Here is a 24,130-nt window from a genome sequence, read left to right as displayed (position 1 = left end):
GGCCGGGGTCTCGAGGGGCGGGCTGCGCCCGCTGCTCGATCAGCAGGAGGGCGCCGCTCAGGCCTCGACCCAGGTCCAGGTGCCGGCCGGGCCGTCGACCGAGACCTCGCCGCCGGTGCGCGTCACGGTGAAGACCGTCTCCTCCCCCGTGTCGTGCGCGACGACCCGGACCGGCGTCGCTCCGTCCGGCCCCGGGAACACCCTCAGCTCGAGCCCGTCGAGGTAGTCGTACTCGGCCGAGTCCTGGCGGGCCCCCACCGGGATCACCGCACCCTCGCGCACGTACAGCGGCAGCGAGTCGAAGCCGTGGACCTCACGACGCCACTCCCCCGTCGAGACGGTCCGCTCGCCCGTCCACCAGCTCGTCCACGTCCCGCGCGGGAGGTAGAACTCGACCGTGCCGTCCTCGGTGAACACCGGAGCGACGAGCAGGTCGTGCCCGAGCAGGTACTGCGTGTCGAGGTGGGCGGCGCTGCGGTCGTCCTCGAACTCGAGCGCCATCGGCCGCATGATCGGGACGCCGGTGCTCGCCGCCTCCGCCCCCGCCGCGAAGAGGTAGGGCATCAGCGAGAGCTTCAGCCGGGTGAAGAGCCGGGTGACCTCCACGGCCTCCTCGTCGAACGCCCACGGCACGCGCACCGAGGAGGATCCGTGCAGCCGAGAATGCGAGGAGAGCAGGCCGAACGCGAGCCAGCGCTTGAACACTCCGGGATCGGGCGTGCCCTCGAACCCGCCGATGTCGTGCGCCCAGAAGCCGAACCCGCCCAGGGCGAGCGAGAGGCCTCCGCGCAGGGTCTCGGCCATCGACACGTAGGAGGAGGTGTTGTCCCCGCCCCAGTGCACCGGCAGCGACTGCCCGCCGACCGTGGCGCTGCGGGCGAAGAGGACCGCGCGGCCCTCGCCGAGCTCCTGCTCGAGCACCTCGTGCACCGCGCGGTTGTAGAGCTGGGTGTACCAGTTGTGCATGGCCTCGGGGTCGGTCCCGTCGGCCCAGACGACGCCCTCCGACGGGATCCGCTCGCCGAAGTCGGTCTTGAAGGAGTCGACGCCCTGGCGCACGAGGACGCGGAGCTTCTCCTGGAACCAGGAGGTCGCCTCCGGATTCGTGAAGTCGATCAGCGCCATGCCGGCGACCCACATGTCCCACTGCCAGACGTCGCCGGAGGCCGTTCTGAGCAGGTACCCCTTCTCGCGCCCCTCGGCGAACAGCGGCGAGGCCTGCGCGATGTACGGATTGATCCAGACGCAGGTGTGCAGCCCGCGCTCGTGCAGGCGGGCGAGGATCCCCTCGGGGTCCGGGAAGGTGCGCGGGTCCCACTCGAGGTCGGTCCACTGGAACTCGCGCATCCAGAAGCAGTCGAAGTGGAACGCCGACAGCGGCAGCTCCCGCTCCGCGAAGCCGTCGATGAAGGAGTTCACCGTCCCCTCGTCGTAGCTCGTGGTGAAGCTGGTCGTCAGCCAGAGCCCGTAGCTCCAGGCGGGGACGACGGAGGGGCGGCCAGCGAGACCGGTGTAGCGCCGCAGCACGTCCTTCTTCGTCGGGCCCTGGATCACCAGGTACTCCAGCGCCTCGCCGCCGACCGAGAACTGCACGCGCTCGACCGCCTCGGAGCCGATCTCGAACGAGACGAGGCCGGGATCGTTCACGAGCACGCCGTAGCCGCGGCTGGCGAGGTAGAACGGGACGTTCTTGTAGGCCTGCTCGGAGGAGGTGCCGCCGTCGGCGTTCCACACGTCCACCGTCTGGCCGTTCTTCACGAAGGGGCCGAAGCGCTCGCCGAGCCCGTAGACCAGCTCGCCGACGCCGAGGTCGAGCTGCTCGTGCAGGTAGGCGGCTCCGTCCGGTCCGGTCAGGTAGCCCTGCGCCTTGTGCCCGGACCCGGTGAGGCGCGTGCCGGTCGAGGTGTCCCAGAACTCCAGCGACCAGGGAGCGCCCTGCCTGATCCGGACCTCGAGGTCGCCGGTGCGCAGCACGCCGCCGTACTCCGTCACCTCCGCCGCTCCGACGTCGCCCCCGGCCAGCTCGAAGCCCGGGCGCACCGCCGTCCCGCGCCAGTGCTCGATCCGCACCCGCGCGACCCCCTCGGCCGGCGAGGACACCGTGACCGTGAGCGCCGGCCGGTTGAGGACGTCGCCGCGGCCCTGGATGACCCGGGTCGGGGCGATCACCTCGAGCGAGGTGCCGTCGGTGCGGAGGTCGTACGCCTCCTGCGCGAACAGGGGCGTGAATCCGGCCCGCGTCTGCCAGAACCCGTCGGTGAACTTCATGGGGGTGCCTTTCGATGGCGCGCCGGCGGATCCCGCGAGGGAGGCGCCGACGGAGGGAGAGAGGGCTACTTGACCGCGCCGGCGGTGATGCCGCGGGTGAGGGTGCGCTGGAAGATCAGGAAGAAGATCAGCGTCGGGAGAAGGCCCAGGAGAGCGCTCGCGCTGGTCGTGGTGACGTCCATGATCTTGTCGCCCTGGAGGCTCGAGATCGCGATCGGGACGGTCTGCGTCGCGTCGCTCACCAGGAAGACCAGCGGGATGAGGAACTCGTTCCAGGTCCAGATGAAGAAGAAGATCATCAGCACCGAGAGGGTGGGCCGCGAGATCGGGACGATCACCCGGGTGAGGACCTGCCACTTCGAGGCGCCGTCGAGAGCCGCGGCCTCGAGGATCTCCTTCGGGAAGGTGCCGTAGACGCTCGAGAGCAGATAGGTGCCGAACGCCGACTGGATGACGGTGAAGATGACGATGACCGACAGCTGGGTGTCGTAGATCCCGACCGCTTTGAACATGTAGTACAGCGGGTAGAGCAGGGCCTCCTGCGGGAGCATGTTCGCCAGCAGGAACAGGACGATGATCCAGCTCCGGCCTCGGACCCGGCCGATACCGATCGCGTAGGCGTTCAGCACCGAGAGGGCGACGGCGAGGATCGCGACCGACCCCGAGATGAGGATCGAGTTGCCGAGCTTCTCGGGGAAGTCGACGCGGCTCCAGAAGGTCGAGAGGCCGTCGAAGGAGAGGCCGGTCGGGAAGGCGAGCGGGCCGTTCGCCGAGTACTCCGCGGGGGTCTTGAAGGAGTTGAGCAGGATCAGCAGCACCGGGCTGATGATCACGAGCCCGATCACCACGGCGACGGCGAGGATCACCCAGTCGCCGAGGGTGCGCTTCGTCGTGCCCTTCGCGGGCTTGGCGGGACGGGAGGACGAGAGGTCCGCGTCCTCCGTGCCGGCCTGAGTGAGGGGCAGGGTCTCGATGGCCGACATCAGCGGGCTCCCTCGCTGCGCTCGACGCGCTCCTGGGCGCGGATGAACAGCACGGCGAGGATCACGATGACGATCGTGAGCGCGGTCGCGATGGTGGCGCCGTAGCCCACCTGCTGCTTCTGGAAGAACTCGGTGTACGAGTAGTAGGAGGGGACGATCGTGGAGTCGCCGGGGCCGCCGCGGGTCAGGGCGTAGATCGGGCCGAAGACCTTCAGCGCGGCGATGGTGCAGGTGAGGGTGACCACGAAGATCTCGGGCCGGATGATCGAGACCGTGATCCAGCGGAAGCGCTGGAACCAGTTCGCCCCGTCGAGCTCCGCCGCCTCGTAGAGCTCGGGGTCCACGCGCTGCAGCGCCGCCATGAAGATGACGACCGGGTAGCCCAGCTGCACCCAGATCATCACGACCATGATCGAGAGCATCGCGGTGTCCGGCTTGCCGAGCCAGTCGTGCGAGAGGGAGCCGAGCCCGACGGCCTCGAGGATCGAGTTCAGCGCGCCGTTGTCGGGGCGGAGGATCCAGCCGATGACGATCGCGGCGATGACGGTCGGCAGGATCTGCGGCAGGTAGTAGGTGGCGCGGAGGAAGCTCGCCAGGCGCCCGCCGAACTTCTTGCCGACGAGATCGAAGAGGATCGCCGCGAGCAGGAGTCCGAGGATCGTGGGGACGATCACCATCGCGATGATCATGTAGACCGAGTTGAGGAACGAGGTCCAGAACTGGTCGTCGCCCATCAGCTCGATCCAGTTGTCGAGGCCGATGAAGATCGGCGGCTTGATGCCGCGCCAGGACGTGAAGCTGATGTAGACGTTCCAGATCAGCGGGATCAGCACGATGAACGTGAAGAGCACGAACCCGGGGATCAGGTAGAGCCAGTAGCCGCCGGAGCGCTTCTCGCGGGGCGGCGTCGTGGGAGGCGGCGCGCTCTCCGCGCGACGAGGTGCTGTCGTCGTCATGGGTACTCCTAGGTCGGACGGGGTCGTGGGTGTGCTGCCGCGGGATGCCGCTCCGGTACGGAGGCGACGGCGTGTCGCGTACCGGAGCGGCATCCAGCGGGGGGGGTGAAGGCTCGGCGGTGCTCGTGCGACCCCGTCGAGGAGTCGCCGTCACCTCACTGGGTCTTCCGCTGCCGTTCCGCGCCTGCAGGCGCGGGGCCGGCCGCCGTGGCCGACATCACGTGACGCTTCCGCGTCACGTGATGTCGGCGACTCCGTCGTCGTACTTGGCCTGGAGGTCGGAGAGCATGGCGGACTCGTCGGAGGAGCCGTTGATGAGCTCCTGCGTGGCGGCGACCAGGTCGTCGTAGAAGGTCGCGGTGGGCCAGTCGGGGTAGAAGGAGAGCTGGTCGCCGTCGACGACCGTCTTCCACTGGGAGAGCAGCGCCTTGCTCTTCTCGTCGGTGATGGCGCTCTCGTCGACGACCAGCGGGATGCCTCCGTTGTTGCCGATGAGGTTCTGGATCTCGGGTCGCATCGTGATGTCGATCCACTTGTAGGCGAGGTCCTTGTTCTTCGCCGTCTCCGGGATCACCCAGTGGTTGCCGGCGGAGCCCATCGTGAACTCGGCACCCGGGAAGAGGAACGTGTCCCACTCGAATCCGGTGATCTCGGTCTTGAAGCGGCCGAACCACCAGGAGCCCGAGAAGAAGATCGGGTACTCGCCCGAGATGAACGCCGTGCCCGCGTCCTCCGCCTTCAGCCCGGAGGCGTCGGCCGAGAAGTAGCCCTTGTCGACGTAGGTCTTCAGCTGGTCGGCCGCGTAGCTCCAGGCCGCGTCCTCGAAGTCGACCTCGCCCGTGTAGGTCTGGTAGTCGGTGATCCAGGAGCGGTCGGCCTTCAGCAGCGCGAGCTGGTAGAAGAGCTGCTGCAGCGGGTACTCGGCGCCGGCCTCGGCCAGCGGGGTGATCCCCTTGGCCACGAAGGCGTCGAGGACGGCCGTGAACTCCTCGTAGGTGGTGGGGACCTCGAGGCCGTTCGCGGCGAAGGCGTCCTTGTTGTAGTAGACGAAGGTGAACTCGCCGTAGTTGGGGATGCCGTACCAGGAGCCGGAGCCCATGATCCCGTTCTCGTCGTACTTCGCGGTGGTCTGCAGCGCGCCGGGGATCAGCGAGTCCCAGCCGTAGAACTCGACCGCCTCGTCGAGGTTGGTGAGCAGGCCCTGGCTCGAGAGGAGCCCGCTGGTCGCGTTGCCCTTGTTGTACTCGACGACGTCGGGCGCCGAGTTGGAGTTGAAGATCTGGCTGGCGCCGGTGCGCAGCTGCTCGAAGGCCTTGAACTCGTACGCGATCTCGGCCCCCGTCTCCTGGGTGAAGATGTCGCGGGCGGCGAGCCAGGCGATGCCGCGGTCGCTGTCGGGCGTCTCGAAGTCCCAGAGCGTGAGGGTGCGGCCGGCGCCGTCGACTGTGGTCGAGAGCGCGTCGGAGCCGGCGTCGGAGCCGCCACCGGAGCAGGCGGCCAGCGCGAACATCGCGCTGAGGCCGACTCCGCCGGCGAGGAGGTTGCGCCGGCTGAGACCGGCGGTCGGGCGGTGGAAGGCGGAGCGGGATCGGAGCGACATTGCGGTGGTTCTCCTTCGAACGGTGCGGTGGTGCTGCGGAGGTGGTGCAGGGAGCGCTCTCTCGCGGGGGCGTGGTGTCGAAGCGTTTCGACAGTGCGCAGAGCCGGAGCGGGCGGGAAGAGGGTGGAGGACTAGAGGGAGGCCGGCGCGAGAGTGCCGGACGGGACCGCCGGCACCGGAGCGCCGGTCGGAGCGACCGCGAGGGATCCGCGGTCGACGTAGGAGGGCGGGAGCAGCTCGACGCCGACGGTGCGGCCGGAGTCGATCTGCTGGAGGGTCCGCGCGACGGCCGCTCGGCACATCGCGTCGAACGGGAGGGGAAGACTGCTGGTGGGGACCGGGAGGGCGCCGCCGTCGTAGCTGGCGCAGGCCGCCAGGATCGACAGGTCGCCGGGGACGGAGAGGCCGCGCTCGAGGACGCGCTCGATCGCCGCCTCCGCCACGGGCTCGTTGCAGTGCAGCACGAGCGCGGTGGGCGGGACGGGTGCGGCGAGGATCGCGTCGATCGCGGCCTGTGCGCTCGGGCGGCCGATGTGCGGGCGCTCGACCGCGATCTCGACTCCGAGCGCTGCGGCCTCGGCGCGGAACGCCTCGTCGAAGCGGCGGACGAAGCCGGCGTTGCGGTCGGTGTAGGACTGCGGGTGCTCGAGCAGGCCGAGCGAGCGGTGGCCCAGCTCGGCGAGCCGGCGGACGCTCTGGCGGGCGGCCTCGGCGAAGTCGAGGTCGACGCAGGCGAGATCGTGGGAGTCGGCGGGCACGCCGATGAAGGTGGCGGGGACCCCCGCCGCGCGGATCAGCTCGGCGCGGTCGTCGTCGTCGTCGACGCCCATCAGGACGATGCCGTCGACGAGCGAGGAGGAGGAGACGCGCCCGATGCCGCTGGAGGCCTCGTCGGTGACGAGCAGCAGGACGTCGTAGTCCGACTCCCGGGCGCGCTCGAGCACCTCGGTGACGAAGCGCATGTGGGTCGGCAGGTGCAGCTCGCCGCGCATCGGGGCGGAGAGCGCGAGGATGTGGGTCCGCGCCCCGGCGAGCATCCGGGCTCCCGCGTGGGGCCGGTAGCCGAGCTGGCGCACCGCGTCGTCGACGCGCTGCCGGGTGGAGGCGGCGATCGAGCGCTTGCCGGAGAGGGCGTAGGAGACGGTGCTGATCGAGACCCCGGCAGCGCGGGCCACGTCGTGGATGGTCGCCATGGCTCCTCCTGCCGGACGTCGTCGTCGGTCGCGGTCGAGCTTCGAAGCGCTTCGACCGGTCGTGCTGGAGCGACTGTACGCACAGTCGAAGCGCTTGCGCAAGCGATCCTCGCGACGACCTCCCCGGGCGCCGGCCCGCTCCGCGAGCGGTTCCGCGGCACGAACGGGCGGCACCCACGATCGGCCGGAGGGCGACGCGCCGGGCCTTCCGCTCGTTGCGCCTCCCGACCCTCAGGGGATATGTTGGGCTCAACAACAATTCGGCGACGTCGCCGGAAAGGATTCGGATCCCATGTCCCTGACCCCCACCCGCGCCGACAAGTTCTCGTTCGGCCTCTGGACCATCGGCTACAACGGGACGGACCCGTTCGGCGGCCCGACCCGCGGGCCGCTCGACGTCGTCCACGCGGTCGAGAAGCTCGACGAGCTCGGCGCGTACGGCCTCACCTTCCACGACGACGACCTGTTCGCCTTCGGCTCCACCGACGCCGAGCGCCAGACCCAGATCGACCGCCTCAAGGGCGCGCTGGAGTCCACCGGCCTCGTCGTGCCGATGGTCACCACCAACCTCTTCAGCGCCCCGGTCTTCAAGGACGGCGGCTTCACCTCGAACGACCGCGACGTCCGCCGCTTCGCGCTGCGCAAGGTCCTCCGCAACATCGACCTCGCCGCCGAGCTGGGCGCGAAGACCTTCGTCATGTGGGGCGGCCGCGAGGGCGCCGAGTACGACTCCGCTAAGGACATCCGCGCCGCGCTCGAGCGCTACCGCGAGGCCGTCAACCTGCTCGGCGACTACGTCACCGACAAGGGCTACGACATCCGCTTCGCCATCGAGCCCAAGCCGAACGAGCCCCGCGGCGACATCCTGCTGCCCACGCTCGGCCACGCGATCGCGTTCATCGACTCCCTCGAGCGCCCCGAGCTCGTCGGCGTGAACCCCGAGGTCGGCCACGAGCAGATGGCGGGCCTGAACTTCACCGCCGGCATCGCCCAGGCGCTGTACCACGGCAAGCTCTTCCACATCGACCTCAACGGCCAGCGCGGCATCAAGTACGACCAGGACCTGGTCTTCGGCCACGGCGACCTGCACAACGCGTTCTCGCTCGTCGACCTCCTCGAGAACGGCGGCCCCGGCGGCGTCCCGGCCTACGACGGCCCGCGCCACTTCGACTACAAGCCCTCGCGCACCGAGGACGAGACCGGAGTCTGGGACTCGGCCGCCGCGAACATGCGCACCTACCTGCTGCTCAAGGAGCGCGCCGCGGCCTTCCGCGCCGACCCCGAGGTGCAGGAGGCGCTGGCAGCCGCGAAGGTCGCCGAGCTCTCCACCCCGACGCTGAACGAGGGCGAGTCGTACGACGACCTGCTCGCGGACACCGCCTCGTACGAGTCGTTCGACGCCGACGCCTACCTCGGCGGCAAGGGCTTCGGCTTCGTGCGCCTGCAGCAGCTGGCCACCGAGCACCTGCTCGGCGCCCGCGGCTGACCCGCACCCTCTGAGCCCGCGGTCAGCCGCGGGACGACCTGAGACGGACGAGATCCCCTGCACCGGCACGGGATCTCGTCCGTTCTCCTGCATCCGGCCCGGTTCCGCACCGGACGCCCGAACCCGAATCCCCCAACGAAAGAGGACAGCGATGACGCTCGTCGCAGGGATCGACTCGTCGACCCAGAGCTGCAAGGTGGTCGTCCGCGACCTCGACACCGGCGCCGTGGTGCGCACCGGCCGGGCGAGCCATCCGGACGGCACCGAGGTCGATCCGGCCGCGTGGTGGGAGGCGCTGCAGCTCGCCCTCGCCGACGCCGGCGGGCTCGACGACGTCGCCGCGATCTCGGTCGGCGGCCAGCAGCACGGCATGGTCGTCCTCGACGAGAGCGGCGCCGTCATCCGCCCCGCTCTGCTCTGGAACGACACCCGCAGCGCGCCCGCCGCCGCCGCGCTCATCGAGGAGCTCGGAGCCGGGGCCTGGGCGGAGCGGACCGGATCGGTGCCGGTCGCCTCCTTCACCGCCACCAAGCTCCGCTGGCTGCGCGACGCCGAGCCCGAGAACGCCGCCCGTGTCGCCGCCGTCGCGCTCCCCCACGACTGGCTGACCTGGCGCCTGCTCGGCTACGGCCCCGACTCCGCCCGTGGTCCGCAGCTCGACGCGCTCACGACCGACCGGTCCGACGCGTCCGGCACCTCGTACTGGGGAGCGGACGGCTACGACCTCGACCTGCTCGAGCGCGCCCTCGGCCACCGCCCGCTGCTCCCCCGCGTGCTCGGCCCCTCGGAGGAGGCGGGCCGCACCGAGAGCGGACTCGTCGTCGGCCCCGGCGCGGGCGACAACGCGGGCGCCGCGCTCGGCCTCGGCGCCGGCCCCGGCGACGTGGTCGTCAGCATCGGCACGAGCGGCACCGTCTTCGCCGTCACGGACGACCCGGTGCGCGACGCCTCCGGGACCGTCGCCGGCTTCGCCGACGCGAGCGGGCGCTTCCTGCCGCTGGTCGCGACGCTCAACGCCGCGCGCGTGCTGGCCTCGACCGCGACCCTGCTCGGCAGCGACTTCGACGAGTTCGCCGCACTGGCGCTCGAGGCGGAGCCGGGTGCCGACGGCCTCGTGCTCGTCCCCTACTTCGAGGGCGAGCGCACGCCGAACCTGCCGGACGCGACCGCGAGCCTGCACGGGATGACCATCGCCTCGACCACGCGCCCGAACCTCGCCCGCGCGGCGATCGAGGGCATGCTCTGCGGACTGGCCGACGGCCTCGACGCCGTTCGCACCCAGGGAGTGGAGGCGCGGCGCATCCTCCTCATCGGCGGAGCCGCGCAGAACCGCGCCGTGCAGCTCGCTGCATCGCAGGTGTTCGACGTGCCCGTGCAGGTGCCGACGCCCGGCGAGTACGTGGCCGACGGTGCCGCCGTGCAGGCCGCCTGGGCGCTGACAGGATCGCGTCCGACGTGGACCGTCACCTCGGTGGCCGAGCCCGCGCCGGACCACCGCCCGGTGATCCGCGAGCAGTACGCGGCCGCCCGCGCCTGAGAATCCGGCCCCGGCCCTCATCCCGGGCCGGGGCCGCTCCGCAAGCCCCAGTGGACGGGGAGCGGAATCGCGCTACTCTCATTACTCAGCCAGCTGACTAATGGAGGAGCGACATGACCGCCACACGAACCCCCGACCGCGCCGACCGGATCCGCCAGGTCGTCGTCGCCGTGAGCGCGGTGCTCGCCCTCATCGGCTCGTTCATCGGCTCGGGCGCCGCTGGCGGCACCCAGATCCAGAACGCGGCCGGCGGCGCCCTGACCGCGTCCTCGACCCCCATCGCTCCCGACGGCCCCGCCTTCGCGATCTGGAGCGTCATCTACACCGGCCTCATCGCCTACGCGATCTGGCAGTTCCTGCCCTCGCAGACCGCCCGCACCCGCCACCGCCGGCTGGGCTACTGGGCCGCCGCGAGCCTCCTCCTGAACGCCGCGTGGATCCTGGTCGTCCAGGCCGGCTTCCTGACGCTCAGCGTCGTCGTGATCGCCCTGCTGCTCGCCGTGCTCGCGCGCATCTTCGTGATCCTGCGGACCACCCGGTCGGCCGGAGTGGTCGACGCGATCGTGACGGACGGCACCTTCGGGCTCTACCTCGGCTGGGTGTGCGTGGCCACGGCCGCGAACGTCACCGCCGGGCTCGTCGGCGCGGGAGTCGGCAGCGCGGACGGTCCGGGCGCCGCGGTCTGGGCGGTCGTCGTCCTCGCCGTCGCCGCGCTCGTCGGACTCCTGATCGCGGTCACCGGCCGCGGCCGCATCGCCCCGATGCTCTCGCTCGTCTGGGGACTCTCCTGGGTCGCCGTCGGCCGCTTCGCCGGCGAGCTCGTCTCGGTCCCCGCCGGGATCGCCGCGCTGGTCGCCGCCGCCGTGGTGCTGGTGGTCACCCTCCTCGTCCGCGCCACCGCGGGACGCCGGGTCAGCGCCGCCTGACCCCTGCGCGACGAAGGCCGAGAGGCCGGGACAGCCCTGGTCCGGGGCCGCCCGGCCTCTCGGCCTCCGTCGTGGTGGCGGATCAGGTGATCAGCGTGTCGACGTACTCCCGGTTCTCGTCCATCCACGCGGCGAGGGCGGCGGAGCGGTCGTCGGCCCCGTCGTTGAACAGCGCGTTCTCGAGCGAGTAGAGCGTCTTCGAGTCCATCCGGAAGTCGCGGATCCAGCGGCTCATCGTCGGGTAGTCCGCGTCGAACGCGGCCGAGCCGAAGGAGTGGATCCCCTCCGCCTGCCCGAGCAGGCCCTTCGGGTCCTCGAGGTCCTTGACCGGGAAGGCGTCGTAGGCCCAGTGCGGGCGCCAGAGCGTGACGGCGATGTTCTCGCCCGCGGCGGTCGCGCTCGAGAGCTCCTGGAGCATGGCCGGCGTCGACGAGGTGAGGTAGTCCATCCCCTCCAGGCCGTAGCCGGGGATGACGTCCTCGGTCGTCGTCTTGTTGAGACCGGAGCCGGGCTCGATGCCGATCAGGCGGTTCCCGACGACGCCCGGGTCGGCGGCGAGCTCCTCGAGGGAGTCGATCGGGGCGTCCTCGTTGACCGCGATGGTCAGCTTCGCCTCGTCGTTCCACGCGCCCAGGTCGACGATCGAGTCGCCGTACTGCTCGACGTACCGGGCGTGGGTGAGCGGCAGCCAGGTGTCGAGGGCGAGGTCGTAGTCGCCGGTCGAGAGGCCCTGGAAGCCGGGGGCGACGTCGGCGTTCTGCAGGGTCACGTCGTAGCCCTGCTCCTCGAGCACCGCCTCCCACAGAGCGGAGACGGCGATCCCCTCGTCCCAGCCCTGGAACACGGCGACGGTCACGTCGGTGCGGTCGCCGTTGTCGACGGAGGCGGCGGTGGCGGGAGCGGCGAGGGTCGCGGCCCCGAGGGACGCGACCAGGCCGATCGAGACGACGCCGACGGCCGAACGAGTCGCCACGACGGCGCGGCGGTTCTTCGCCCGGGCGACCCTCGCCGGCGAGGGCGAGCCCAGCGCGCCGGTCATCCGGTCGAGGACGACCGCGAGGATCACGACGGAGATGCCCGCCTCGAAGCCGAGCGCGACGTCGATCCGGTTGAGGCTCGCGACGACGTCGCCGCCCAGCCCTCCGGCGCCGACCATGCCCGCGATGACGACCATCGAGAGCGAGAGCATGATGACCTGGTTGAGGCCCGCCAGGATCGAGGGCAGCGCCAGCGGCAGCTGGATCTGCCGGAGGATCCGCCACTTCGAGGAGCCGAACGACTCCCCCGCCTCGACGAGCTCCGGGTCGACGCCGCGGATGCCCAGCTCGGTGAGCCGGACGCCCGGCGCCATCGCGAACACGATGGTCGCGACGATGCCGGGCACCACTCCGACCCGGAACAGGACCAGCGCGGGGATCAGGTAGACGAAGGCCGGCATCGTCTGCATCAGGTCGAGCACGGGCCGGATGACCGCGGAGGCCGTGCGGTTGCGCGCGGCGAGCACGCCCAGCGGCACGCTCAGCGCGATGGCGATCACGGAGGCGACGAGCACCAGCGCGAGGGAGTCCATCGCGTTCTCCCACTGGTCGACCCCCACGATCAGCAGGAGCCCCACGGCGGTGCCGGCCGCGAAGACCCAGCCGCGGACGGCGTAGGCCAGTACGGCGAGGAAGGCGACGATCACCCAGAAGGGCGGCGTGGCGAGGACGAGGTCGACGCCGGAGTAGAGGGCGCCGAAGACGGTGCGCAACAGGTCGAAGACCGGCTGGAAGGTCTGCGTGAGGACATCGACGGCACCCTCGGCGAGGGCGCCGAGCGGGAGGCGGAATCCGAGATCGGTCATCGTGCACCTCCGTCCGCCGCGAGGACGGCATCGTCGACGGGGCCTCCGGTCGCGTGCAGGGTCGCGGTGACGACCTCGGTCGAGACGGTGGCGGGCGGCTCGATCACCGGGTGCTCGCCGGTGCGGGCGGGCACGTTGCCGAGCGCCGCGAGCAGGGTCACCCGCGGGATCGCTCCGAGCAGACGGCCGTCGGCGTCGACCACGGCGACCGGCAGCGCCGACTCGACGGCGGGCTCGATGACCTCGCTGAGGGCGGTGTCCGGACCGACGGTGACGACGTCGGAGGTGAGGACCGCCGAGAGGTCGCCGGTGCTCCGGCGCACCTGCTCGATCACGTCGCGGTCGCGGACCGTGCCCAGCAGGCGGCGTCCGCCGCCGACCACGAACGCGGCCGAGGTCTGCAGGTCGCGCATGCTCCGCAGCGCGGCGCGGGGACCGGCCGCCAGGGTGACCACGGAGCGGGCGGGCTCCATCACGGCGGAGGCGGTGAGCACACGGGCGCGGTCGACGTCCTGCACGAACTGGGCGACGTAGTCGTTCGCCGGGTCGGTGAGGATCTCCTCCGGGGTGCCGATCTGGACGATGCGGCCGTCGCGCATCACCGCGATGCGGTCGCCGAGGAACATGGCCTCGTTGAGGTCGTGCGTGATGAAGACGATGGTCTTGCCGAGCTCGTGCTGCAGCTCGATCAGCTGCTCCTGCATCTCGCGGCGGATCAGCGGGTCGAGTGCCGAGAACGCCTCGTCCATCAGCACGATGTCGGTGTCGGCGGCGAGCGCCCGGGCGAGGCCGACGCGCTGGCGCATGCCGCCGGAGAGCTCGTCGGGCATCTTCTCGTGCCAGCCGGCGAGACCGGCGCGCTCGACCGCGAGCAGGGCCCGCTCGCGGCGCTCGGCCGCGGGGACGCCCCGGATCTCGAGCGGGTACGCGACGTTGTCGAGCACGGTGCGGTGCGGGAGGAGCGCGAAGTGCTGGAACACCATCGACACCGACGAGCGGCGCACGCGGCGCAGCTCCGCCTCGGAGACGCCGGTGATGGTGGAGCCCTCGATCAGGACCTCGCCCGCGGAGGGCTCCTGGAGCCCGTTCAGCATGCGGATCAGGGTGGACTTCCCGGAGCCGGAGAGGCCCATCACGACGAAGATCTCGCCGCGGCGCACGGTGAAGGACGCGTCGATCACCGCGGCCGTGCCGAGTCCGGCGAGCTCGCCGCGGTCGGCGCCCTCGCCCAGTCGGCGGACGACCTCGTCGGGCTTCCGGCCGAACACCTTGAAGAGGTGGCGGGCCTCGAGAGCGGGGGTCGCGGGATCGGCGCCCGCCTCGCTCCGGGGCTCGCTGATGATCTGCTGGTTCTGGTGCACGTACACTCCGTCGGCGCGCAGGGACGACGCCCTGCGCTCATCTCGTGGTGCCGGGTCGGGAGCGTGGGACAGCCGTGCGTCGAGCCTCCGCGTGCGTCCCGCCGCTCAGCGCGGCAGGGGGTGGAGGCGAGAGCGTCCGAGGCGGCCTCGGGGCCGCCTCCACTCCCGTTGACCGTACGATCGCGGCGCGTCCTGGGGGGACGCCGTGCGAGCGCGGACCGGTTCATCGGGGCCCGTGAGGACCGCCGACCACGGTAGCCGCGGAGCCGCCGAGGGGCAAACGTCGGACAATTGCGGGGGCGGGTCCAGGGGTGGTGATGAACCGATCGGCGCGAGCGAATGTGCTGGTCGGAGCTGGTTTCCGGAGTGTTGCGCGATCGTTACCGTGATGGCGCGGCCGGCGGCGCTCGTTCCGGCCGGTCTCCATCCGCCGCTGCTCGACCGGCGAGGAGGCCCCGCAGCTCAGACGGTGGTCTCGCCCGCCGGGCCCGAGGGGGCCGCCGCGCCGACTCCACTGACGGGCTCGCCCTGCCAGGACACGAGCGTCCACGCGTCGCCCGAGCCCTCGAGGACGACGACGCCGGTGTTGTCGAGCAGGTGGTCGGCGATGAAGCGCGCATCGAGGTCGAGGGAGCGCAGACCCGCCCAGCAGCGGATGGCCGCGCCGTGGCTGATCAGCGCGACGACCTCGTGCCCGAGCGCCTCCGCCTCCGCCACCACCGCGTCGTAGCGCGCCGCGAACTCGTCGCCCGTCTCGCCGCCCGCGAGCCGGATCGACGTCTCGCCGCCGGCCCAGCGGAAGACCGTGCCCATGTACTCCTCGACCGCCGCCCCGTCGCCGCGCATCTCGAGCCCCGCGGCAGCGACCTCGCGGATGCCGTCGCGCTCGATCGGCTCGAGCCCGAGGGCCGCGGCGAGAGGGGCGGCCGTCTCGTGGGTGCGGACCATCGTCGAGACGAGCAGCGCGCCGATCCCCTCGCCGGCGAGCCGACCGGGCAGTGCCGCGGCCTGGGTGCGGCCGAGGTCGGTGAGCCCGGGTCCGGGGATGCGGGTGTCGAGGAGCCCGGCGACGTTGGAGGGGGTCTGGCCGTGGCGGATCAGGAGGAGGCGCATCCGCCCACGCTAACCGCGGAGGCTGGGCTTCCGGGGCGCGCGGTCGCGCTCGCTCCCGCCGTTGTGCGGCGAGTGCGGCGCTGTCACGATGTGCGGGGACGCTCCCGGACCGGGAGCCGCAGACGGACGGGACGGGCGGACATGGCTTCCGAAGACGGTTTCTCGAAGGACGAGCGCGCGGCGATGAAGCAGCGCGCGGCCGAGCTGCGGGCGGAGGCGAAGCGGCAGAAGAGCGCCGACAAGGCCGACGCCGACCGCAGGGACGCGGAGGCCGCGATCGCCGCGATGACCGACGAGGAGCGGCCGATCGCCCAGATGCTGCACGACGTCGTCGGCGAGACCGCTCCCGACCTCCTCCCGAAGACCTGGTACGGCTTCCCCGCCTACGCGCGCTCCGACGGCAAGGCGATCGTCTTCTTCCAGCCCGGCGCGAAGTTCGGCACGCGCTACTCGACCCTCGGCTTCCAGGACGGCGCGCAGCTCGACGACGGCACGATCTGGCCGACCGCCTACGCGCTCGTCTCCGCCGACGCCGAGACGCGCGCCGCCGTCACCGAGCTGGTCCGCCGCGCGGCCGGGGCCTGACCCTGTGGCGCACGTCTACGACGAGATCGACGAGAGCCTCGCCTCCTGGATCCACGAGCAGCCGATGTGGTTCGTCGCCACCGCGCCCCTCGCCGCGGACGGGCACGTCAACATGTCGCCGCGCGGCCACGACTCGTTCTCGATCCTGGGCCCGCGGCGAGTCGGCTGGGTCGACTACACGGGCAGCGGAGTCGAGACGATCGCGCACCTGCGCGAGAACGGGCGCGTGTGCCTGATGTTCGCGTCGTTCGGATCGCGTCCGCGCATCGTCCGCCTGCACGGCACCGGCTCCGTGCACCTGCCCGGTTCGGAGGCATTCACCGAGGTCGCGGAGCAGCACCCCGAGCACCCGAGCACCCGCGCGGTCGTCACCGTCGAGCTCACCCGCATCAGCGACGCGTGCGGCTGGGGCGTGCCGGTGATGGAGCCGGTCGGCGAGCGCGACCTGCTCCTCCTCCAGGCCGAGAAGAAGGGCCCCGACGGCATGGCCGAGTACCGCGCCACGCGGAACGCGGTCAGCATCGACGGGCTGCCGGGCTACCCGCTGGACTGAGCGGCGGGGAGCGGCGGAGGCACGACGCGCACGGGTCTCCCGACCGGCTCGAGCAGGGTCTCAGTGATGACGGGGAGCGGGTTCGACCCGGTGGGGCGGGAGTCGACGGACAACCGAGCCGTCGGCACTCCCGCAGCAGACAGGACGTCCTCGGGGAGCGGCTCTGCCGGTCGCTGGATCCCTTCGGCAGCCTCTTCTCGGTGATGCGAGGGCCGCCCGACGACGCGGCGTCGACCAGACCGTCGCGGTCCGTGACACGGCGGGTCGCGACGGGTCCTGGAGGAGAAGGCGCTGACCCTACTGGCCAGCGCCGGCGGGTCCCTCGCCGACCGTGCGCCGGGCGATCAGCCATCCCTGGCTGGTGGGGCGCAGCAGCTGCGTGATCGAGGCCACCGCCCACACCTCCGGGTGCGCCGGAGTGCCGCGGGCGAGAGAGAGGGTCGAGTGCGCGGACGCGCCCTCGACGGTGCCCGGCGTCACCGTGATGTCGCTGGTCAGGTGCAGAGTCCCGGACGGTTCGGCCGCCCAGATCCTCGTGACGGCCGCCCGGACCGCGTCGTGGCCGGACGCCTCTCCCTGGGCTCCGTCGAGGACCATGTCCTCGGTGGTCAGCGCCAGGTAGCCGTCGACGTCGCGAGCCGTCGCGAGCTCATCGGCTCGGCGGACGACCGCAGCGAGCTGCCGCCGGTCGTCATCGGAGAGGTCGGTCACGCTGAGGGCCCGCCGGGGCGCAGCCATCCGCTGATCTGCGCGACTCTGTCGGGCGAGAAGACCCGCTTCGGAACTCGGCCCTGGACAGCCTTCGCGGGGACGGAGGAGTAGGCCGAACCGGTCTGGTCGGCGTACTGCGCCACCCGGAAGCTCACGGCGAGGCTGCACAGCGCGTAGGCCTCGCTCTCGCTGAGGCCCGACGCCGCATGCAGCCAGGTGATGAGACCGCGGAGGCATTCCACCAGGGCGTCGTCGAGGTTGTCGCTGAACCCGAAGCCGATCCACTCCGTCGCCGTCTCGACCAGTGGTCCGGTCAGCGGCACTGCCCTGTGGAGGTCGTAGCGGATGACGAGTTCCTCGGCGGCCGTCTCGATGGCTGTCTGATCGACGACTCCGTCGCCCTGAACGGCGTGGATGTCGCCGAACCAGACCCGACCACCGGGAGTGAACACCGGGAGGAAGACCGAGCTGCCGGCTGTCAGCGCGTTGACGACGAGGTTGCCGCCGTAGGGGCCCGAGAGGATGGCGCTGGTGGGTTCCTCGCCCGCCGGCTCGGTGCCGATGACCCCGATGAACGGATCGAGGTCGAACTCCACACCGGGGACGAATTCCGCGCGCCGGCGGTCGTCATCGAATCGGAAGTAGTGCAGGTACGGCTCAGAGAAGTCGTGAGGCAGCGCGCCGACTCCGAGCGGGAAGCTGTTCCACCCCCAGTCGAGTGTGCGCAGCGTCTCGATGGTGCACTCGATGACATCGCCAGGGGCGGCACCGGAGACCTCGACAGGTCCGAGCATCGAATACGGGCCCTGCGGGTACTTGTGGCGAAGAGGTTCCCGTTCGGCGAACGTCATCCCGAAGACTGCTTCGTCGCCCCAGTGCGTCCAGGTCGCGGGGAACGACACCCGATCGCCGGAGTCGATGGATGCGACCGGCGGCGCGGTCGGGTCGAGGTAACCGGAGCGGACCGTGCTCGCGGTCGATGGCACGGAGTGGGTTTCGGGCATTTCCTACCTCCGAGAAGTCGAGGGTCCCACTCTGCTCGGGGACGACGGCGTTCGCCTTCGTCATTCGTCGAGTCCTCGACCGCTGACCGCCGCTCGGCGCGACGGGACCGGTTCGCGGAAGCACGCACGAGGACGCTTCGCACACGTCCCCAGGGGATGTACTCCTGGGACCAGTAGTCGGCCCGGATCTTCAGGAGGGGCCCTTCGACGGTGGCAGTCACCGTGATGGAGCGAGGGTCCCGGAGGGTTCCCGCGATGCGTGTCTGCGGGGTCCTTTCGAGCTCGCTCGACAACTGCTCGGGAGTGATTCGCGTCGGGAGGGACGACCGCGAGCAGCCGCCGGCATCCACCGGAGGCGCATTCGACGGTCCCGCTGACGAGCTCGCTCCCCTGTGGACGGTCGATGGCCGAGGCCGCCGACCGCGCTGGTGAGGCTCATCCATGGGTCGGGACGAGAGCGAGCTCCGGGGAGCTCCGGCCGATCCCAGGAGGGGCGGACGTGGAGCGCGGCTGAGGCCTGCTCGATCGACGATCCGATCGGACGGCGTCCACTCCATCGGCCCCGCAGAGATCCCCTGGCCGATCCGCCGCCGCTACCTCCGCTCGTCGACGGCCCGGATCGAGAACAGCTCCTGCGGGGTGCAGTCGAGTGCGTCGCAGATGAGCGTCAGCGTCGTGAAGCGGATCGCGCGGGCGCGGTTGTTCTTGAGGATGGAGAGGTTCGCCAACGTGATGCCGGTGCGGGCAGAGAGGGCGGTGAGGGTCACGCCGCGCTCGGCCAGCACTGCTCCGAGGTGGCAGTCGATCCGGTGCCTCTCGTCGTCGGCGGGCTCAGACAACGCCGTCGACGTCCCGTTCGAGCTTCGCGCCGGCGCGGAACGCCGCCGTCAGGGCGAGGGCCACCACTCCGGCGAGCAGGACGGGGACGGGCCACTGCGGCAGGTTCGTCCCGATGGCCTGGTAGTCGCCGCCGAGGAAGGCGTCGCGCTGCTCGTCGGTCACCCGGCCGGCGGCGAAGAGCAGGCCGATGCCGGAGCTGAGATACAGGCCCGCCGCGGTGTCGGCGAGGCCCTGCGCCACTCCTCCGATCAGCAGGGCGAGGCTCAGACGGCGCCAGTTCGCGAGGACGAAGGGGTCGAACGGGCGTCCGGCCGCGATGCCGCGGAGGACCCGCAGGAGGAAGACCGTGGCGAGGACGATCGTGACCGCCTGGAGGAGGCTCGGCAGCGCACCGAGCAGGCGGAGGGAGAGGGCGGCGTCGGCGAGCGTGGGCGCGGTGCCCTCGCGCGGCTGGGCCTGCAGCAGCTGCGGGAGGCTCCGGAGCGGGAGGCGGCCGTCCGCTCCCCCGAAGACCAGCAGGGTGCGCCCGGTGGTGACCGTCCAAGTCTGCAGGAGCGCGGTGAGCACGGAGAAGACCGCGACGATGAGCAGGACCGCTCTCGCCACCCGGAACACGCGCGGACGCTCCCGGACCGGTCCGCTGGGGATGACACTCGTCATGGCGTGCTCCTTATCGATCATCGATGCTATCGAGTATCGATACTATGCACGCCGGTCCGCCGATGTCGACCCGCGGAGCCCCACCGACCACGGAGACGGCGGGAGGGGTGGTTGCCCGCGGCGAGGAGCCCGATCTAGCGTGGAGGGATGTCGGATGCGAGGGAGCGCGCCGCCCGGTACCGAGCCGGCGCCGCGGGCGAGGAGGAGTCGGAGCAGCCCGCCCTGCCCGAGGATCCGCTCGAGCGGGCCGCGTTCGTCGAGACGGCGATCCAGCTCGCGATCCGGCGCGGCGACTTCGACGACCTGCCGGGATCGGGGAAGCCGCTCCCGGACCTGGGCGCGGCCCACGACTCGGACTGGTGGATCCGTCGCAAGATCGAGCGCGAGAACCTCACCGGGATCGGCCCGGCCGCCTTCCTCCTCCGCGCCGAGGACCGCGCGCTCGACGAGCGCCTCGACCGCCTGCACCGCGAGGAGGAGGTGCGCGCCGAGCTCGCCGACTTCAACACGCGGGTGATCGAGGCGCGCCGCCAGCTGCTGGGCGGGCCGCCCGTCGTCACCCGGCTCCGGGACGTCGACGAGGAGGTCGCCGCCTGGTCGCAGCGGCGCGCCGATCGCGCCGCCGCGGCCGAGGCCCGGGCGGCCGCCGAGCCGGAGCGGTCCCGCCGCTGGTGGTCGCGGCGGCGCTGACGTCCCCGGAAACCGGACAGACCTGCCCCTCCCACTGGGGTCCCGCCCCGGGAAACCGGGCGGGAGCGCGCCTCCGAATCATGCGTGCACATCAAGTCGACCGGAGTCCGCATGCTCACCGCCACCACCCCCGCACGCCTCCCGAGGGCCCACCCCTCGACCCTCGCCGCGCCGCCGCTCGCACTGCTCGAACCCGACTCGGACCGGATGCTCGTCATCCGCGCCGCGGAGGGCGACGACCGCGCGTTCGCCACCATCGTCCGCCGCTACACCGGGCTGCTCCGCGCGACGGCCGCCCGCACCCTCCGCAGCAGCGCCGACGTCGACGACGTGGTGCAGGAGACGTTCCTCGCGGCGTGGACCCACGTGGACAGCGTGATCGACGGCGAGACCATCGCCGGCTGGCTCGTCACGACCGCCCGCCGCCGCAGCGTCGACCGGCTCCGCTCCAGCGTCTCGCGGCTGCGAGCCGAGCTGGACGACGAGTTCCCCGCCTCCGCTGCCGACGACCCGGAGCACGCCGCGCACTGCGGATCGCTCGCCGCCGACGCCAACCGGGTGCTCGCCGCGATGCCCCCGGTTCAGCGCCGCTGCTGGGAGCTGCGCCAGCTGGAGCAGTGCAGCTACGACGCGATCGCGCACGAGCTGGGGCTCACGACCTCGACCGTCCGCGGACTGCTCGCCCGCGCCCGCGGGACCCTCCGCACGGAGCTCGCCCACTGGCGCTGATCCGCGCTGCGGATCTCGGCGCAGGAGACCGGGCGGGGGCCTTCAGCGCAGGAGAACCGGCCCCGCGCCGATCCGCACCCGGAACAGCGAGTACGGGTACGTCCGCAGATCCGTGCCGCCCTGGTAGTCGGCCTGGCGGTGCAGCTGGTTCGCGGTGACGTACAGGTGCTCGTCCGTCGCGATCGACATCGTGTCCGGCCAGAGCAGCCGCTCGTCGTGCACGATCGTCTCCATCGTGCCGTCAGTGCGACGGCGGACGATCGCGTTGTTCTCGTAGCTCGTGGCGTAGAAGCGGCCCAGCGCGTCCGTCTCGAGGCCGTCCGCTCCCCCGCCCTTGTCGCCCTCGTCGACGACGGTCGCCGCCACGTCCTCGTCCGGCACCGACCGGTCGACCAGTGCCGCCGTCGCCACGCTGAACCAGCGGCGGGAGGCGAGCGGGCAGTACCAGAGGCGCTCGCCGTCGGCCGAGATCGCGATGCCGTCGGCGCCCATCGTCACCGGCTGCGGGTCACCGTCGGCCGGGCGCTTCATCAGCACGCGGCCCTCGGCCATCGGCACGAGCTCCGGAGGAGTGAGCGCCTTCGTGCTCGGGTGGTCGTGCAGGCGGCGCCAGGCGGTCCCCGCCTCGAGGTCGACGACGATGATCCCGTTCGGGCCGGAGTCGGCCGAGTCGGTGATGTAGGCGATGCCGCGCCGCAGATCGAAGCGCACGTCGTTGAGGTAGGTGGTCGGCAGGGCGACGTCCGGCTCGAGGAGGATCACCTGCTCGACGGTGTCGGTCGCCAGGTCGACGCGGACGAGCTTGGGGCCGCCCTTCTTCGTCGGCTCGAACATCGGGCTGCCGGTGTCGAGGATCCAGAGCCGGTCGGCCGGATCGACGACGATGCTCTGCACCGAGACGAGGGCGCCGGCGTCGTCGATTCTCGACGGCGTGTTCCAGGCCTCGTCCGGGTAGGGCACCGCCGCTCCGTCGACCAGCTCCACGACCGTGGCCGGGACCTCGTCGCCCCACTTCGGGAAGTTCACGAAGATCCGCCCGGTGTGCGAGACGCTGACGCCGGTGGGCATCGGACCGCTGGTGAAGGCGTGCACGAGCTCCAGCTCGCCGAGCGGCTCGTCGACCGGGCGCGTGCCGCGGGTCTCGTCGGTCGGTCCCCAGAATCCCATGGTGCTCTCGCTGTCCTCCCGCCGGCGCGGGCTCGTGGCGGTCTCGGTGCCGGTCGGGTGCGGAGTCGGTGCCCGCCGCGACCGGTGCTCCTCATCCTGCGCGTCGGCGCCGGTCGGCGGGGAGGAGGTGGCGGACGAGGCGGCGAGCGCCTAGCATCCGGCCGCCGCGGGCGACCCGGGGGCCGCGACCGAGGAGGCGGAGGAGGACCGGCCCGCGTCCGACTTCGGCACGGCCTTCACGAAGGGGCTCAGCATCGGGACGCGGCAGTGCCCGGTGGAGCGGGTCGCCTCGGCGGCCGCTCCCGCCGCCCGCAGTGCACCGCCCCCCGCCGTCGCGCTCACCCGCTGGTCGGCGGGTCGACGGACCGCTGATCCGCCGGCCGTCCGCTTCCGGACATGACCGCTAGAGGGCGTTGCCACTGCGGCCGCTCACCTGCCACGGTCGCAGAGCGACCGACGACGGTCCACCGATCAGAAGGACCGAGGCCCGCACATGGACGACTCCTCTTCGACCGAGACCAGCACGAGCGAGATGACGCCCGAGGTGCTGGCCGCGTTCAGCGACGCCTGGACCCGCCACGACCTCGAAGCGCTGATGAGTCACATGACCGACGACTGCGTGTACGGCGCGTCGGTCGGCCCCGAGCCCGGCCGCACCTGGACGGGCAAGGAGCAGGTCCGCGAGGGATTCGCGCTCATGCTCGCCTTCGACACCGGACAGGAGCGGCACGAGGAGGGGGCTCCCCTCATCGCCGGGACGCGCGGCGCGGCCACCTGGTCCTTCACCGGGACCGGCCCCGACGGCCGACCCCAGGTCACGCGGGGCTGCGACATCTACGAGTTCCGCGGCGGGAGGATCGCCCGCAAGGACGCGTTCCGGAAGGTCTACCGGGCGGACGAGGAGTAGTCCAGGTCGGCCTCCCTCGCGCAGCGGAGCCGGAGCGGCGTCCTCGTACCGGGTGGCCCCGCGCCTGCCCGCGGAGCTGATCGCATGGCTGGCCACGTCGGCGGGCAGCTGGGTCGTCGGTCAGGTGCTCACGACCGACGGCGGGTTCAGCCTGTGACCGGAGCGGCGGCGCAGCGGCTCCGGACCTAGTCGGAGGCGACGGCCCGCACGATGGTGCGGGCGACCTCGAGCACCTCGCGCTCGTGGCTCAGGTGCACCTCGTGCACCGCTCCGGGCCAGGACAGCAGCGGCGCGTCCAGGGCGGCGGCGACGCGCCGATGCACGCGATGCAGGGAGGACCCGGGCCTGCGGTCCGCGGTCACCACGGCCGCGGGGACCGCGGGCAGCTGAGACTCGTCGAAGCCCCGCGCCACCTGCTCCAGACCGGCGGCGGCGGCGGCGAGCCCCGGCAGGTCGACGTCCGCCATCGCGAGAGCGGCCGCGCGCGCGTCCGGGCTCATCGCGTAGCGCCTCGCCGACCGGGCGGCGCTCGTGCGCAGCAGCGCGGACAGCGCTCGGCCGAGCCCCGGCAGCCTCGAGAGCGTCGCCGTCGCCCGGGCCGTCCGCTCCACCTGACGCGCCAGTGCCGTGTCGTTGACGGGCGTCGGGTCGAGGAGCACCAGTCCCGCGACGTCCTCGGGATGATCGCGAGCGAGCAGCATCGCGACGGCACCGCCGAGACTCTGGCCGATCACGACGACCGGACCTGTCCCGAGGCCGGCCAGCACGGCGTGGACGGCGTCGGCGGCGTCGGTCAGTCCGCCGGCGACCTCCGACCCCGCTGTGCCCGGCCTGTCGTAGAGGACCACCCGGCAGCCCGGATCGACGATCAGGCCCTCGACCAGCCCGGGGAAGAAACCGTCGACGGCCTCGCCCCCGCCCGGCAGGAGGAGCACGGCCTGCCCGGACTCACCCCGCACCTGCAGCATCCGGCGAGCCTAGCCGGGGAGCCGTCCGCGACGACGACCGGCGGGGCCGG

General features: G+C 71.9%; 22 protein-coding genes. 8 read left to right on the top strand and 14 right to left on the bottom strand.

Going from position 1 to position 24,130, the window contains the following annotated elements:
- Positions 1-57 precede the first annotated feature (57 nt).
- The 5 genes from yicI to C5C50_RS11610 form a co-directional block, all read right to left on the bottom strand.
- A complete protein-coding gene (yicI, locus tag C5C50_RS11630) occupies positions 58-2,268 on the bottom strand; it encodes an alpha-xylosidase (RefSeq protein WP_104273503.1) in 2,211 nt (736 codons plus the stop codon).
- A 65-nt stretch (positions 2,269-2,333) separates the two neighbouring features.
- Positions 2,334-3,251, bottom strand: a complete 918-nt coding sequence (locus tag C5C50_RS11625) for a carbohydrate ABC transporter permease (protein WP_104227354.1) — start codon at positions 3,249-3,251, stop codon at positions 2,334-2,336.
- The gene (locus C5C50_RS11620; protein ID WP_104224874.1) at positions 3,251-4,207 is read right to left on the bottom strand and encodes a carbohydrate ABC transporter permease; all 957 of its coding nucleotides are present in this window, start codon (positions 4,205-4,207) and stop codon (positions 3,251-3,253) included. The genes C5C50_RS11625 and C5C50_RS11620 overlap by 1 nt, the downstream gene beginning before the upstream one ends.
- Positions 4,208-4,442: 235 nt before the next feature.
- A complete protein-coding gene (locus C5C50_RS11615) occupies positions 4,443-5,807 on the bottom strand; it encodes an ABC transporter substrate-binding protein (RefSeq protein WP_258063530.1) in 1,365 nt (454 codons plus the stop codon).
- Positions 5,808-5,938: 131 nt separating this feature from the next.
- Positions 5,939-7,000: a LacI family DNA-binding transcriptional regulator gene (locus C5C50_RS11610; protein WP_104261477.1), complete on the bottom strand. Its 1,062-nt coding sequence runs from the start codon at positions 6,998-7,000 to the stop codon at positions 5,939-5,941.
- A 292-nt stretch (positions 7,001-7,292) separates the two neighbouring features.
- On the opposite strand from C5C50_RS11610, the gene xylA reads away from it, so the two are divergent.
- The 3 genes from xylA (at position 7,293) to C5C50_RS11595 (ending at position 10,949) form a co-directional block, all read left to right on the top strand.
- Entirely contained in the window at positions 7,293-8,486 is a 1,194-nt protein-coding gene (gene xylA / locus C5C50_RS11605; protein ID WP_104273502.1) for a xylose isomerase, read from the top strand.
- A 151-nt stretch (positions 8,487-8,637) separates the two neighbouring features.
- Positions 8,638-10,023, top strand: coding sequence for a xylulokinase (gene xylB, locus C5C50_RS11600; RefSeq protein WP_104273501.1), 1,386 nt, complete (start codon positions 8,638-8,640; stop codon positions 10,021-10,023).
- 113 nt (positions 10,024-10,136) lie between these two features.
- On the top strand, positions 10,137-10,949 hold the full coding sequence (locus C5C50_RS11595; RefSeq protein WP_104224878.1) for a tryptophan-rich sensory protein: 813 nt from the start codon (positions 10,137-10,139) through the stop codon (positions 10,947-10,949).
- A gap of 82 nt (positions 10,950-11,031) precedes the next feature.
- On the opposite strand, the gene C5C50_RS17440 is transcribed toward C5C50_RS11595, so the two are convergent.
- The 3 genes from C5C50_RS17440 to C5C50_RS11580 all read right to left on the bottom strand — a co-directional run bounded on the left by C5C50_RS17440 (position 11,032) and on the right by C5C50_RS11580 (position 15,266).
- Positions 11,032-12,792 (bottom strand): ABC transporter permease/substrate binding protein, encoded by a 1,761-nt coding sequence (locus C5C50_RS17440; RefSeq protein WP_104273500.1) that lies wholly within the window; start codon positions 12,790-12,792, stop codon positions 11,032-11,034.
- Complete coding sequence (locus tag C5C50_RS11585; protein WP_374954504.1) at positions 12,789-14,153, bottom strand: glycine betaine/L-proline ABC transporter ATP-binding protein; 1,365 nt, start codon at positions 14,151-14,153, stop codon at positions 12,789-12,791. The genes C5C50_RS17440 and C5C50_RS11585 overlap by 4 nt, the downstream gene beginning before the upstream one ends.
- Before the next feature lie 462 nt (positions 14,154-14,615).
- Positions 14,616-15,266 (bottom strand): histidine phosphatase family protein, encoded by a 651-nt coding sequence (locus C5C50_RS11580; RefSeq protein WP_104269668.1) that lies wholly within the window; start codon positions 15,264-15,266, stop codon positions 14,616-14,618.
- A 141-nt stretch (positions 15,267-15,407) separates the two neighbouring features.
- On the opposite strand from C5C50_RS11580, the gene C5C50_RS11575 reads away from it, so the two are divergent.
- Both C5C50_RS11575 and C5C50_RS11570 read left to right on the top strand, forming a co-directional pair.
- Complete coding sequence (locus C5C50_RS11575; RefSeq protein ID WP_104227361.1) at positions 15,408-15,851, top strand: hypothetical protein; 444 nt, start codon at positions 15,408-15,410, stop codon at positions 15,849-15,851.
- Between the two features lie 4 nt (positions 15,852-15,855).
- Entirely contained in the window at positions 15,856-16,404 is a 549-nt protein-coding gene (locus tag C5C50_RS11570; protein ID WP_104273499.1) for a pyridoxamine 5'-phosphate oxidase family protein, read from the top strand.
- A 297-nt stretch (positions 16,405-16,701) separates the two neighbouring features.
- Here C5C50_RS11570 and C5C50_RS11565 read toward each other — a convergent pair whose 3' ends face one another.
- From C5C50_RS11565 to C5C50_RS11550, 4 genes are all read right to left on the bottom strand, one after another.
- The gene (locus C5C50_RS11565) at positions 16,702-17,115 is read right to left on the bottom strand and encodes a nuclear transport factor 2 family protein (RefSeq protein ID WP_181127440.1); all 414 of its coding nucleotides are present in this window, start codon (positions 17,113-17,115) and stop codon (positions 16,702-16,704) included.
- A complete protein-coding gene (locus tag C5C50_RS11560; protein WP_104273498.1) occupies positions 17,112-18,119 on the bottom strand; it encodes an acetamidase/formamidase family protein in 1,008 nt (335 codons plus the stop codon). The genes C5C50_RS11565 and C5C50_RS11560 overlap by 4 nt, the downstream gene beginning before the upstream one ends.
- 593 nt (positions 18,120-18,712) lie before the next feature.
- Positions 18,713-18,958 carry a helix-turn-helix transcriptional regulator gene (locus tag C5C50_RS11555; protein ID WP_104273497.1) on the bottom strand — a complete coding sequence of 82 codons (246 nt, stop codon included), beginning with the start codon at positions 18,956-18,958 and terminating at the stop codon, positions 18,713-18,715.
- On the bottom strand, positions 18,951-19,619 hold the full coding sequence (locus C5C50_RS11550; protein WP_104273496.1) for a hypothetical protein: 669 nt from the start codon (positions 19,617-19,619) through the stop codon (positions 18,951-18,953). The genes C5C50_RS11555 and C5C50_RS11550 overlap by 8 nt, the downstream gene beginning before the upstream one ends.
- Before the next feature lie 147 nt (positions 19,620-19,766).
- On the opposite strand from C5C50_RS11550, the gene C5C50_RS11545 reads away from it, so the two are divergent.
- Together C5C50_RS11545 and C5C50_RS11540 are read left to right on the top strand one after the other, a co-directional pair.
- Positions 19,767-20,309: a DUF1992 domain-containing protein gene (locus tag C5C50_RS11545; RefSeq protein WP_104273495.1), complete on the top strand. Its 543-nt coding sequence runs from the start codon at positions 19,767-19,769 to the stop codon at positions 20,307-20,309.
- 84 nt (positions 20,310-20,393) lie between these two features.
- Entirely contained in the window at positions 20,394-21,038 is a 645-nt protein-coding gene (locus C5C50_RS11540) for an RNA polymerase sigma factor (RefSeq protein ID WP_104273494.1), read from the top strand.
- Between the two features lie 42 nt (positions 21,039-21,080).
- Here C5C50_RS11540 and C5C50_RS11535 read toward each other — a convergent pair whose 3' ends face one another.
- Complete coding sequence (locus tag C5C50_RS11535; protein ID WP_104273493.1) at positions 21,081-22,205, bottom strand: L-dopachrome tautomerase-related protein; 1,125 nt, start codon at positions 22,203-22,205, stop codon at positions 21,081-21,083.
- Positions 22,206-22,698: 493 nt separating this feature from the next.
- Between C5C50_RS11535 and C5C50_RS11525 the strand changes: the two genes are divergently transcribed.
- The gene (locus tag C5C50_RS11525; RefSeq protein ID WP_208543359.1) at positions 22,699-23,112 is read left to right on the top strand and encodes a nuclear transport factor 2 family protein; all 414 of its coding nucleotides are present in this window, start codon (positions 22,699-22,701) and stop codon (positions 23,110-23,112) included.
- A 185-nt stretch (positions 23,113-23,297) separates the two neighbouring features.
- On the opposite strand, the gene C5C50_RS11515 is transcribed toward C5C50_RS11525, so the two are convergent.
- Complete coding sequence (locus C5C50_RS11515; protein ID WP_104273492.1) at positions 23,298-24,080, bottom strand: alpha/beta fold hydrolase; 783 nt, start codon at positions 24,078-24,080, stop codon at positions 23,298-23,300.
- Positions 24,081-24,130: the final 50 nt, after the last annotated feature.

The organism is Rathayibacter sp. AY1D9 (assembly GCF_002932395.1).
Lineage (GTDB): Bacteria > Actinomycetota > Actinomycetes > Actinomycetales > Microbacteriaceae > Rathayibacter.
The sequence above is the reverse complement of the archived record's forward strand: the minus strand, read 5'-3'. Positions and strand labels throughout refer to the sequence as shown.